Genomic DNA, 11,709 nt, shown 5'->3' on the forward strand with positions numbered 1-11,709 from the left:
ATGTTAGTACACTATAAGTGCCCTAGCTGTGGGGCTGATATGAAATTTGACAGTGGCTCGGGTCATTTATCATGTGACAGCTGCGGACATGAGGAGCATATTGATACATATGATGACGTCAATATTTCACACTCCTTTGAAGAAAGTGAAGCGAAAGAATACCATTGTGATAATTGCGGTGCAGTGGTGATAACGGATGCGGATACAACGGCAACCTCTTGTAGCTTTTGTGGTGCAGGGGTGGTGCTGGCCGATCGATTATCAGGGAGTTTGGCGCCGGCTCAGGTTATTCCTTTTACCATTAGTAAGGAAGAAGCGATGGCCGCTTTTAAAAAATGGTGTAAAAATGGACGTTTGACACCAAAAGGGTTTATGACGGCCGATCGCGTCAAAGGAATTACTGGAATGTATGTTCCTTTTTGGATGTATGACTTAGATAATGACGTGGAAGTGAAAGCTACCGGTACTAGAGTGAAGACATATCGGCGCGGTGATTACCGTTATCGTGAAACGCATTATTACAGTGTCTATCGTGATATTGATGTCAGCTATTTAAAGGTGCCTGTCGATGCCTCGGAGAAAATGGATGATCAGCTGATGGATAAACTAGAACCTTATCATTATGGCGAGTTAAAAGACTTTAAAACTCCTTATCTAGCAGGCTATTTGGCAGAAAAGTATAATTATACCGATAAAGAGTTATTTGGCAGGGTCAAGGATAAGATCGGCAAGTTTATCGATTCCTATGTGGCTTCGACGATCAATGGTTATTCATCGGTTTCTTACGACCATAAACATATCGATACCAAACAGCGTAACAGCTATTATGTTTTGTTACCAGTTTGGATGGTGTATTATGACTTTGATAAACAGGAGCACACCTTTGCGATGAATGGTCAAACTGGCAAGATTGTCGGAAAACCGCCGCTAAGCTATAAAAAAGCAGCGATTTGGTTTTCCAGTATTGCGGGTGGCTCCTTTGTTATCTTTAAGTCGATCGCGCTGATGTTAGGTGGTGGCTGGCTATGAGAAAATATCTTGCTGCCTTATGTTTCATCGTATTGGTTTCGTTGCTCTGGTTACCAGCAAGTTTTGCGGTAGAGCAATATATTTACGATGATGGGAATCTTTTGAACGATGGAGAAAGGGAAGAGCTAACACAACTAGCAGAAGAATACAGTGCTAATCATGATGTGAATTTGCTTATTGCTACGGCAACAGATCTTGGCGGTCGTGATGTCGTTCAGTATACCGAAGATTTTTATGATGAGCATGATACTGAATTCGGTGACGCCGCCATTTTGACGATTGATATGTCGGAAAATCGAGAAGTATATTTAGCAGGATTTGGTAAGGGAGAGCAATATTTAGAGGATAGTCGCCTCGATCAAATTAGAGAACAGATTACTCCGTATTTATCTAATGAGAACTTCTTTGCTGCCGGTGAATTATATTTGGAAAAGGCCGATCAGTACTTAGGTGTTAATCCGATCATTAATCCGGAAAGTATTTTGTTGAAAACATGGTTTCAATTGGTTGTAGCGGTTGTGATCGGCGGTGCCATTGTTGGATTTATGATATTTAATATGGGCGGCCGGGTAACGGTGGATCATCAAACCTATGTCGATGCCAATAACTCCAAAGTAAAAAGGAAAAAAGATACTTATGTGCGCAAGACCGTGTCCAAAACAAAAATCCAAAAGAACTCAGGTGGCGGCCGAGGTGGCGGTGGCGGCGGTGTAACCAGCGGCGGTCATTCCCATTCAGGCAGTCGTGGCGGTTTCTAGCACATGTTTATATTTTAACAGGAAAGGATGAAAGCAGATGTTTGATTTTTTCAAAGACCAGTTTGCCAATGTCGTCGAATGGGAAGAATTCCGCGATGATATGATTTTCTGGAAATGGAATAATAATGAGATAAAAAAGGGAAGTAATTTAATTATTCGATCCGGCCAGGATGCGATTTTCTTCGATCAAGGAAAAGTAGAGGGTGTTTTTAAAGAGCCGGGCGAGTATGAAATTGAGTCGGAAATCATTCCTTTTTTATCTACTCTAAAAGGGTTTAAATTTGGTTTCAACACCGGGATGCGTGTGGAAGTGCTGTTTGTGAATACGAAAGAATTCACGGTAAAATGGGGAACCAAAAACGCCATTAATATTCCAACCCAGCAACTGCCAGGTGGAATGCCGATTCGCGCCAACGGGACCTTCCAATTCAAGGTCAACGATTATGTCAAGCTGATTGAAAATATTGCCGGGGTGAAGGATAGCTATTTGGTAGAAGATGTACGTTTGCGTATTACGGCGATTCTTGATCAGCTGTTAATGAAGTGGATTAGTAAAGAGGGCAAGGATATGTTTAATCTGCAAGCCAATTCCTTTGAGATCGGTAATGGTATTCGTGAAGACTTGGATATGCAGGTAAACAAGGATGGCCTGGAGATTTGCGGTTTTAACATTATGAGTTTCAATTATCCAAAAGAGATTCAGGATATGATCACAAAATCCGCTTCTCATGGTATGATTGGCGATATGAACCGTTATAAGGAAGTATCGATGACCGATGCGATTGCCTCTGGTAAGTCGGAAGGCGGCAACTCGGCAACGGATATGGCAGGAATGATGATGGGGATGAATATGGCCCAGGAAATGATGAAGGGCATGAACCAAAATCAGTCGAATAATAATAATCAGCAACAGACCTCTAACCAACAGCAGCCTAACCAGCAATCGAATCAACAGGCTGCAGACAACAATCCGTCGCCTGGATCGATTCCTAACTTTTGCCCGAATTGTGGAAGCAAAACAGCTGGAATGAAATTTTGTGGGAATTGTGGTTATAAGTTAGTGTAAATAAACACCTCTCGTCATGTGAAAGACGGGAGGTGTTTGTTTATGGTTGAAATGGATCTGACGTTACGGACTGAGTGCTCCTGAGTCCGCGAGAATCTAGCGGACAGAATATAGCGATGCCACGAATTTTTGTCTGTAAGATTCATTCTAACGGACAGAATATAGCGATGCCACGAATTTTTGTCTGTGAGATTCATTCTAACGGACAGAATATAGCGATGCCGCGTTTTTTTGTCTGTAAGATTCATTCTAACGGACAGAATATAGCGATGCCGCGTTTTTTTGTCTGTAAGATTCATTCTAACGGACAGAATATAGCGATGCCACGAATTTTTGTCTGTAAGATCTAATGGATGGAGGGGAGGGATCTCACTTGCTCTTTTGATTGGCAAGAACGAGCGGACCATCAAAAAGCCAAACCTCACTAATCATTCATAAATATATTGCAGCACGTCTAGCGCCTGTTCCATCGTTTCTACAGTCACATTTGTTTTATTCGACAATTCTTTAAGCGGATGGATGAGTGACTCTGGACGAATCATAATCGTTGGTTTGCCCATCTGAATAGCGGTGCTCAGGTCCATTGCCGTATTCCACTGTTTGTATTTTTCTCCAAATAAGCCAATGACAATATCTGCTTTCTGAAGTAAGACTTGTGTACGAAAGTTGTTGATATCGGAAGCAGCATCGTCCTTACAATAGTTATTTGGCTGCTCTCCAAGAATTGCTTCGCCAATATTGTCTGAGCGGTCATGGTTGGTTTGGGGTCCAGAAAACGTTAGAGGTAGTTTCCGTTTTTTGGCTAGTTCAGCAAGTTGTTCCCGCCAATCATCATGAATTTGTCCAGCAAGGTATACGGTTAGTTCCATGTTATCACTCCTTAGGATAGTATTATCTACTATGCTAAAAGTAAACCGAAAAAAATACAACTGTTTAGTCTAACAGTTGTATTTTTCATATCTTATCGTTGTTCCAGCTTGGCAATACGTTCCTCTAATGGTGGATGAGAAGAGAATAATCTCATCACACTGCTTTTTCCACTGATTTTCATGGTTTGAATCGCATCATCGTTGGAATGATCATCCATTGTGGCACGATCGACATAAGCTTGTAATGAGCGCAAGGCATGCGCCATTTTGTCACGTCCAGCTAAGTCAGCGCCGCCACGATCGGCATGAAATTCCCGATATCTCGAATAGGAACTGACCACAATACTTCCTAAAATAGAGAAGAGAATCTGGAATACAATAATCGAAGCAAAATGTACGATCCATTGCAATTCCGAACGAACTAAACGGGACACAACCGAAGCAACAATACGGGATAAGAAGACAACAAAGGTGTTGACAATTCCTTGTAATAAGGTCATCGTTACCATATCTCCATTAGCAACGTGTGCTACCTCATGGGCAATAACCCCTTCGACAGCATCGTCATCCATCGTATCTAATAACCCCTGAGAGACTGCAACCAGAGAACGCTTTTTCGTTGGACCAGTAGCAAAGGCGTTTACTTCATGTGATTGATAGATACCAACTTCTGGTGTATGTGCTAGTCCAGCTGCACGAGACAAGCGTTCTACTTTTTCATATACGGCACGTTCTTGTCCATAAGCACTGTTCGGGTCAATTACTTTTACCTTCATCATCATTTTTGCCATCCATCGTGACATCGCTAGGGAGATGAAGGAGCCGGCGAAACCGACGATAATACTGAAGACCATGAGGGAACCATAATCAAGTGTCCCATCCAAATTGTACATACTACCTATATTGGTAAAAGATGTGATGACGGTCCAAACAATCACAATGGTTGTCATCACCAAAATGTTTGTCAAAAGAAATAATAAAATTCGTTTACCCATTATCCAACCCCCATATGCATAAAGTTACACATCTATATCATATCACATTTTATTCCGTTTACTAAGGAATTAGCACTGTATATTTTTTGAATATTTAGTGAAAGAGGTATGGGCTGGAGTTGGTAAGGGTGAAAGGTTGCCTATTATAAGAAAAAAGTACTGTGACGTGTTTAGATCCTGATTATCGGATGTTCAAAACCTCTAAAAGATGTTTTTCTTTATATTAAATTGGTCAACAGTATATGGAAACGACAATGTATTTTGGAATAAGCATTTCAAAGAAAAATCAGTGATATTGAAAATTAAATATTCCTTGACAAGAATATTCTTTTTGAGGCATAATTAAATCTATAAGATGACTCAACTTACAGCAAAAGGTTGTGGGTTTCATGTTAAATATTTATAAGGAGTGATTTATAATGACTGAATCGAATGAATTAGGGGACATCACCACGAACATAGGCGACCGGGCGTTTACTCTAGAACGTGTCTTTGATGCACCACGTGAACTTGTATTTAAGGCATTTACGGAACCTGAGCATGTTTCTCGTTGGTGGGCACCAAGTGGATTTTCCATGCCGGTGTGTAAGATGGACCTGCGACCGGGTGGTATCTGGCATTATTGTTTTGAATCACCAGAAGGTGAAAAGCATTGGTCAAGATGTGTATATCAAGAAATTGTCGCACCGGAGCGGCTTGTATACACCAGTACCTTGTCAGATGAAGAAGCCAATCCAATAGAAAGCCCACTACCTGAGCATCGGGCAACCATAATATTTGAGGAAAAAGAAGGTAAAACGAAGCTTTCAGTCCATATTCAATTACCTTCCGTCGAAGAACTAAAGGCAACATTGGAAATGGGAATGATGCAAGGATTGAAAGAAACAATGAACAATCTCGACAAACATTTGAAAGAAGTTCAATAACCCCAAAAAACGGTGTCATCATGAATCGAGAAGAAAGAAGCAACTATCATGAATAAAACCTTTAAAACGTTAGCTGAACCAAATCGTTTTCAGATTGTCGAGCTTCTGCGTAACGGACCGCTTTCTGTAGGGGAAGTTGCTGATCGAATTGGGCTCCGCCAACCACAGACCTCGAAACATCTTCGTGCCTTAATGGACGCCGGGTTGGTCGAGGTGGATCCAATTGCCAACCGACGAATTTACAAACTGCGCCTGGAGCCATTCCAAGAGCTAGATATCTGGTTGGAGTCTTATCGACACATCTGGAAGGAAAGATTAGACAGCTTAGATGATTACCTGCAGGACTTGCAGCGAAAAGACAATCATCATCATGATGAAGATAAAGAATAATAAAAAAAACAAGAGCCTGTTTTGAAAATTTTTCAAAACAGGCTCTTGTTATTAAATTCCCATCACACCACCGTTAGATGCATTTGTTACTAGTTTGGAATATCGGCCTAACCAACCCTTTTTGATTTTAGGCTCAAATGGTGGTAAGTTTTTTTTACGTTCTTCCAATTCCTCGTCAGATATTTGTGCGTTTAAGGTTCTGTTTGGTAAATCAATCACAATCGTATCCCCATTTTCAATCAAGGCAATTGGGCCGCCTTCTGCTGCTTCTGGAGAGATATGTCCGATCGAGATACCTCGAGAGGCACCAGAAAAACGTCCATCGGTTAAAAGTGCTACCGTACTGCCTAACCCACGTCCCATAATTGCGGAAGTTGGAGCGAGCATCTCCGGCATGCCAGGACCACCTTTCGGACCTTCATAACGAATCACAACCACATGACCTTCTTTTACCGTCCCATTGTCAATTGCTTCCTGTGCTTCGTCTTGTGAATTAAAGACGATGGCTTCCCCTTTAAATTCCTTAATAGCTGGATCAACGGCACCTACTTTAATCACAGCGCCTTCTGGGGCAAGGTTTCCATATAAAATCGATAAGCCACCAACCGGGCTATAGGGATTGTCCTTGGTTCGAATGACTTGTTCGTTGGTGATGCGATAATCACTAACAAGATCTCCCATCGTTTGCCCGGTGATAGTTAAGCGGTCGGGATGGATAGCACCAGGAATGTTTGTCAGTTCATTAATGATAGCGCTGACCCCGCCAGCCTTATTAATATCATCCATTGATAGATCGGAGGCAGGCATAATTTTGGCTAGATATGGTACGCGTTCGGCAATTTTATTTATATCCTCTAGGTTGTACTCGATTTCTGCTTCATTCGCAATCGCAAGGGTATGCAAAACGGTATTGGTTGAGCCTCCCATGGCCATATCTAAAGCAAAAGCATCATCAATTGCTTCTTTTGTAATAATATCCCGTGGTTTCACGTCTTCTTTAACCATGCGAACGAGATGTCTGGCTGCCTCATAAATAAGTTCTTTACGTTTCTCACTAGTGGCCACAACCGAACCATTGCCGGGGAGAGCAAGACCTAACATCTCCATTAAACAGTTCATCGAGTTGGCTGTAAACATACCAGAACAAGAACCACAGGTAGGGCATGCATTATTTTCGATATCTTTAAACTCTTCTTCTGACATTTTACCAGATTTAAAGGCACCAACCCCTTCGAAAACAGAGCTTAACGATAACTGTTTTCCACTGGAGCTTGTTCCTGCTTCCATCGGACCGCCAGACACAAATACGGCTGGGACATTGGTACGGGCAGCAGCCATCAGCATGCCCGGTGTGATCTTGTCACAATTGGGGATATAAAATACCCCATCAAACCAATGGGCATTAATTACCGTTTCTGCACTGTCAGCGATTAATTCACGGCTGGGCAAGGAATAACGCATGCCGATATGTCCCATGGCAATCCCGTCATCAACACCAATCGTATTGAATTCAAATGGAATACCACCGGCTTCAATAATCGCTTCCTTCACGACCTCAGCAAATTCACGTAAATGGACATGACCTGGAATAATATCAATATAGGAATTACAAACGCCAATAAAAGGTTTGCCCCAATCTTTCGCTTTTACCTTTCCTGTCGCGTATAAAAGACTGCGATGCGGGGCGCGATCTACCCCAATTTTAATCGTATCACTTCTCATTTGTACATCCATCCTTAAATTAATAGTTAATATTCTATATTTTATAAGGATAGTTGTCTGCTGTCAATAACGTTGTATGATGTATTTTATGAAAAATGTATTTACTAGAGGCTATTGTTAAAAAATGACGGACAAAGTCAGGAAAAAACTCCCACTTTGTCCGTCATTAAATCTTACGACATTCTCAAACTTATTCAATTCCTAATTCTCGCATCGCATGTAAAATATGAATTTTCATGGCGCTTTTGGCCCCTTCAGGATTACGATGTTTCATAAACTCCATAATCATATGGTGATCATGGATGGTATCTTTGACGGCTAATTCTCTTTTAGTGGATAGAATAACCCCTTTGTTGATTGCCTGATAAATAACCGGCATCAGCTTTTCCATAAATTCATTATGGGTCGCCTTTACAATGGCTTGGTGAAATTGCTGTTCCACTTCTGTCCGGTCCTCTTTGGCTTTGATTTTCTGTTCTATCTGCATGCCGTAATCCAAAATCCGTTTTAATTCTGTTTCACTGGCTCGAACTGTCGCATAGTAGGCGGCGTCCGGCTCAAATATCAATCGCATTTCGTATAAATCCCGTGCATTGATTTTTGCTTCTGTAAGCTCGCCAAAGGTTTCTAGATTATCAGTATCAATATTTTCTTTGATATATGTTCCTTTTCCACGTCTGATTTCTACGATACCATTAGCCACTAAGATACGAATGGCTTCCCGAAGCGTGGTTCGGCTGATATTTAATTCCCCTGATAACTCATTTTCGTTGGGAAGCTTATCACCAGGTGCAAATCTTTTCTCTATGGCGATCATCGACATCATATCGTCGGCTACACTATCAGATAATCTTTTTTGCTGCATATTCTCTATCACCCTGTTTTAGTATAACATAGCTGGAACATTTAGCGTTCTCATAGTTAATTCGCCTGCAAATAAGTCCACACAGCATTGGTGAATAATTGTACCTGGGCTTTGGTCGAATTTTCTTCAAACAAGGATAGGAATGGCTTCAAAAGGTTTTGCACGACAATTTTTCGAATGCGATCTCGTTTTAATTCGGATAACATGGTATCAAATAAGTCCTGTTGCTCCTCATTAAAATCAAGATGTGCTTGCAGTTGATCAGCCATTTCTAAAAGCTCAGGGAGTGTGATGATTTGTTTGTGTACATTCGATTGCAATAAATCGATGGCGCTATTATTTAAAAAAGTACTTCCTCTCTGTTCCATCTGCGCGAGTAAAATTTCTACATAAGACAGTAAGGTTTCAATTAATTCTTTTAGAGAGAAGCGGCTGTTGGTAATATTCAAGGTGAACAGCATATACTGCAGCATGCCAAAGTATAATACGGTTGCCTCGGTGGCATATTCCCTGATATCTTCGCCCATCACATCGACTAAACGATTGGCCATCCATTCCATTTCAATCGTACGATGCTGTAAAACCAGTTTTTTTAAATCGGAATTATCGGAGGATAAGATGTTCTCAAACAATGCACGTAAATTATTTTCTTCATTTAGCTTCATAATTACAGTGATTTGCTCCACCAGTACGCTGCGATCCTTCTCATCTTTGCCAATTTGGATGGCTACTCGTTGTTGACTGGCGTCATAACGAATATTCTCTAATATTTCAACAAGACAATCATTTTTAGAAGAAAAATAATTATAAAAAGTTCCTTTTGATATCTCTGCTTTATCGATAATTTCCTGAATCGATGTTTCCTGGAATCCTTTATCAATAAACAGTCTTAACGCAATGTCGGCTACTTTTCTTTTGCGTTGATTCATCTAGCATCACCTGATCTTTCTCTATCGTCTAGTATACAATTCTAATAGATAAAAAACAATTTTTTGAACTAACAGTATAAAAACCTTGAAAAAATGTACGGTAGGTATAATATATAAAAGTGCTCATTATTTTAAAGAAAGATAAGAGGGATGTTTGATGGATTCACAAGTAAATAAAGCATCTTATACGATGCTTGCTATTTTGTTTGTTGGGGCGTTTGTTTCTTTTTTGAATAATTCGTTATTAAATGTAGCTCTTCCGTCGATTATGGTTGATTTAGGGTTGGATAACTACTCAACGGTACAATGGTTGGCTACCGGTTATATGCTGGTAAGCGGGATTCTTATTCCGGCTTCAGCTTTTTTGATTACACGTTTTTCTAATCGGAATTTGTTTATTACGGCAATGTCCATCTTTGCGTTAGGTACGGCTTTGGCGGCATTTGCACCTAATTTCGGTGTTTTATTAGCAGGGCGTATGGTGCAGGCCGTTGGATCTTCCGTTATGGGACCATTATTAATGAATATTATGTTAGTCAGCTTTCCACGAGATAAACGTGGTACAGCGATGGGCGTGTTTGGCATGGTAATGATAGCTGCACCGGCAATTGGCCCAACGCTATCAGGCTATATTGTGGAATATCACCATTGGCGTCTGCTTTTTGAAATGATTTTGCCATTATCCATTATTAGTCTAGGTTTAGCCATTTGGAAATTCCGTAATGTGATGGAACAGGATAAACAGGCAAGTCTGGATTATTTCTCCTTAGTGCTATCTAGCTTAGGCTTTGGTGGTGTTTTATATGGAGTCAGTAATGCGAGTGCGGATGGCTGGGGCGATACCATCGTATTAACTACCTTGATAGTTGGTGTTATTTCTTTAGTTTTATTTGTTATCCGACAGCTAAAAATGGATAAGCCATTGTTAGATTTACGGCCTTATAAATATCCAATGTTTAGCTTGGCTTCTATTATTATGGTAGTTAATGCTGTTGCCATGTTTTCTGGTATGATTTTGACACCTGCTTATGTGCAGGATGTTCGTGGTATTTCACCTATGCATTCCGGTTTAATGTTATTACCAGGTGCATTGATCATGGGGCTTATGTCACCAATTACGGGAAAATTATTTGATAAGTTTGGTCCACGTGTTTTAGCTTTTGTGGGGCTTACTGTTACAGGGGTATCGACATTTATGCTTGCCCATGTACAGCTTGATTCTACGTATACCTATATTGTAGTCGTTTATGCATTGCGGATGTTAGGAATGTCAATGGTGATGATGCCAATCATGACAAATGGCTTGAATCAATTGCCAACCAGCTTAAATCCACATGGTACGGCGATTAATAATACAGCACAACAAGTATCTGGTGCGATTGGTACTGCAGTTATGATTACGATTATGAACTCCGTTGCTACATCTGAAGGGGAAAGCTTAATGCAGGGTGTGGATCCAGCCACGGTAACAGACGCCACCATGATGTCGATGTCACAGCAAGCATTGTTGGCAGGGATTCAATATTCCTTTTATGTGGCATTGGGAATAAATATTGTGGCTTTAATCTTGTCCTTATTTATGAAACGAGTCGATACAAGTGATAAAGCCGTGGAGGAAATAGAAAAAGAAAAAGGTGCTGTCAAACCAGCGGTATCCTAATGGTCAAACCAGCGTGCGCGAACGTCATCATGATGTTTCGTGCACTTTTTTTGTTTACTATTATGATTATATGATTTGGGCGTCATCGGGGAAATGACGCCCAAAATCGGAGGGAGAAGCGCTGAAATGGTCGTCATCACGGAAATGACGGCCAAAATCGGAGGGGAAAGCGTTAAAATGGGCGTCATCACGGAAATGACGGCCAAAATCGGAGAGGGAAGCGTCGAAATGGGCGTCATCATGGAAATGACGGCCAAAATCGGAGAGAAAAGCGTCAAAATGGTCGTCATCACGGAAATGACGGCCAAAATCGGAGGGAAAAGCGCTGAAATGGTCGTCATCACGGAAATGATGGCCAAAATCGGAGAGGAAAGCATCGAAATGGTCGTCATATCGGAAATGAAGGCCAAAATCCGAGGAAAAAGCGTCGAAATGGGTGTCATCTCAGTAATAACGCCAAGCATACATGCTATAATACAAGAAAAAACCGAGTAAAGATA

At 41.0% G+C, this 11,709-nt stretch carries 12 protein-coding genes; 7 read left to right on the plus strand and 5 right to left on the minus strand.

The annotated features are described in order from the left end of the window. Genes BN6556_RS11725 through BN6556_RS11735 form a run of 3 tightly spaced genes read left to right on the plus strand, consistent with a single transcriptional unit; the run spans window position 1 to window position 2,853 of the window. Complete coding sequence (locus BN6556_RS11725) at window positions 1–1,029, plus strand: hypothetical protein (protein WP_066191577.1); 1,029 nt, start codon at window positions 1–3, stop codon at window positions 1,027–1,029. Beyond that, window positions 1,026–1,787 (plus strand): TPM domain-containing protein, encoded by a 762-nt coding sequence (locus BN6556_RS11730; RefSeq protein WP_066191578.1) that lies wholly within the window; start codon window positions 1,026–1,028, stop codon window positions 1,785–1,787. Before BN6556_RS11725 ends, BN6556_RS11730 begins: the two co-directional genes overlap by 4 nt. A 37-nt stretch (window positions 1,788–1,824) precedes the next feature. Then, a complete protein-coding gene (locus BN6556_RS11735; protein WP_066191582.1) occupies window positions 1,825–2,853 on the plus strand; it encodes an SPFH domain-containing protein in 1,029 nt (342 codons plus the stop codon). Between the two features lie 428 nt (window positions 2,854–3,281). On the opposite strand, the gene BN6556_RS11740 is transcribed toward BN6556_RS11735, so the two are convergent. Together BN6556_RS11740 and htpX are read right to left on the minus strand one after the other, a co-directional pair. Next, a complete protein-coding gene (locus BN6556_RS11740; RefSeq protein ID WP_066191585.1) occupies window positions 3,282–3,722 on the minus strand; it encodes a YtoQ family protein in 441 nt (146 codons plus the stop codon). Window positions 3,723–3,814: 92 nt separating this feature from the next. After that, on the minus strand, window positions 3,815–4,717 hold the full coding sequence (gene htpX / locus BN6556_RS11745) for a protease HtpX (protein WP_066191588.1): 903 nt from the start codon (window positions 4,715–4,717) through the stop codon (window positions 3,815–3,817). Window positions 4,718–5,136: 419 nt separating this feature from the next. On the opposite strand from htpX, the gene BN6556_RS11750 reads away from it, so the two are divergent. Beyond that, window positions 5,137–5,643 (plus strand): SRPBCC family protein, encoded by a 507-nt coding sequence (locus BN6556_RS11750; protein ID WP_066191592.1) that lies wholly within the window; start codon window positions 5,137–5,139, stop codon window positions 5,641–5,643. Between the two features lie 48 nt (window positions 5,644–5,691). Continuing rightward, window positions 5,692–6,033 (plus strand): ArsR/SmtB family transcription factor, encoded by a 342-nt coding sequence (locus BN6556_RS11755; RefSeq protein WP_066191595.1) that lies wholly within the window; start codon window positions 5,692–5,694, stop codon window positions 6,031–6,033. A gap of 51 nt (window positions 6,034–6,084) precedes the next feature. On the opposite strand, the gene ilvD is transcribed toward BN6556_RS11755, so the two are convergent. From ilvD to BN6556_RS11770, 3 genes are all read right to left on the minus strand, one after another. Continuing rightward, window positions 6,085–7,755 (minus strand): dihydroxy-acid dehydratase, encoded by a 1,671-nt coding sequence (ilvD, locus tag BN6556_RS11760; RefSeq protein ID WP_066191598.1) that lies wholly within the window; start codon window positions 7,753–7,755, stop codon window positions 6,085–6,087. A gap of 190 nt (window positions 7,756–7,945) precedes the next feature. Continuing rightward, entirely contained in the window at window positions 7,946–8,620 is a 675-nt protein-coding gene (locus BN6556_RS11765; RefSeq protein WP_066191603.1) for a FadR/GntR family transcriptional regulator, read from the minus strand. A gap of 56 nt (window positions 8,621–8,676) precedes the next feature. After that, window positions 8,677–9,549, minus strand: coding sequence for a TetR/AcrR family transcriptional regulator (locus tag BN6556_RS11770; protein ID WP_066191608.1), 873 nt, complete (start codon window positions 9,547–9,549; stop codon window positions 8,677–8,679). Between the two features lie 157 nt (window positions 9,550–9,706). Here BN6556_RS11770 and BN6556_RS11775 point away from each other — a divergent pair, with 157 nt between their 5' ends. Both BN6556_RS11775 and BN6556_RS11780 read left to right on the plus strand, forming a co-directional pair. Next, the gene (locus BN6556_RS11775) at window positions 9,707–11,209 is read left to right on the plus strand and encodes a DHA2 family efflux MFS transporter permease subunit (RefSeq protein ID WP_066191610.1); all 1,503 of its coding nucleotides are present in this window, start codon (window positions 9,707–9,709) and stop codon (window positions 11,207–11,209) included. 93 nt (window positions 11,210–11,302) lie between these two features. Next, complete coding sequence (locus BN6556_RS11780) at window positions 11,303–11,704, plus strand: hypothetical protein (RefSeq protein WP_148436767.1); 402 nt, start codon at window positions 11,303–11,305, stop codon at window positions 11,702–11,704. The last annotated feature ends 5 nt before the right edge of the window (window positions 11,705–11,709 follow it).

Source organism: Gracilibacillus timonensis, assembly GCF_900086715.1.
In the GTDB taxonomy this organism is placed as follows: Bacteria; Bacillota; Bacilli; order Bacillales; family Amphibacillaceae; genus Gracilibacillus; species Gracilibacillus timonensis.

Bases quoted from the DNA above. Each gene is read 5' to 3' on its own strand.
- BN6556_RS11735 (WP_066191582.1), top strand. From the start codon at position 1,825: ATGTTTGATTTTTTCAAAGACCAGTTTGCCAATGTCGTCGAATGGGAA.
- BN6556_RS11725 (WP_066191577.1), top strand. From the start codon at position 1: ATGTTAGTACACTATAAGTGCCCTAGCTGTGGGGCTGATATGAAATTT.
- BN6556_RS11775 (WP_066191610.1), top strand. From the start codon at position 9,707: ATGGATTCACAAGTAAATAAAGCATCTTATACGATGCTTGCTATTTTG.
- htpX (WP_066191588.1), bottom strand. From the start codon at position 4,717: ATGGGTAAACGAATTTTATTATTTCTTTTGACAAACATTTTGGTGATG.
- BN6556_RS11750 (WP_066191592.1), top strand. From the start codon at position 5,137: ATGACTGAATCGAATGAATTAGGGGACATCACCACGAACATAGGCGAC.
- BN6556_RS11755 (WP_066191595.1), top strand. From the start codon at position 5,692: ATGAATAAAACCTTTAAAACGTTAGCTGAACCAAATCGTTTTCAGATT.
- BN6556_RS11765 (WP_066191603.1), bottom strand. From the start codon at position 8,620: ATGCAGCAAAAAAGATTATCTGATAGTGTAGCCGACGATATGATGTCG.
- ilvD (WP_066191598.1), bottom strand. From the start codon at position 7,755: ATGAGAAGTGATACGATTAAAATTGGGGTAGATCGCGCCCCGCATCGC.
- BN6556_RS11770 (WP_066191608.1), bottom strand. From the start codon at position 9,549: ATGAATCAACGCAAAAGAAAAGTAGCCGACATTGCGTTAAGACTGTTT.
- BN6556_RS11780 (WP_148436767.1), top strand. From the start codon at position 11,303: ATGACGCCCAAAATCGGAGGGAGAAGCGCTGAAATGGTCGTCATCACG.
- BN6556_RS11730 (WP_066191578.1), top strand. From the start codon at position 1,026: ATGAGAAAATATCTTGCTGCCTTATGTTTCATCGTATTGGTTTCGTTG.
- BN6556_RS11740 (WP_066191585.1), bottom strand. From the start codon at position 3,722: ATGGAACTAACCGTATACCTTGCTGGACAAATTCATGATGATTGGCGG.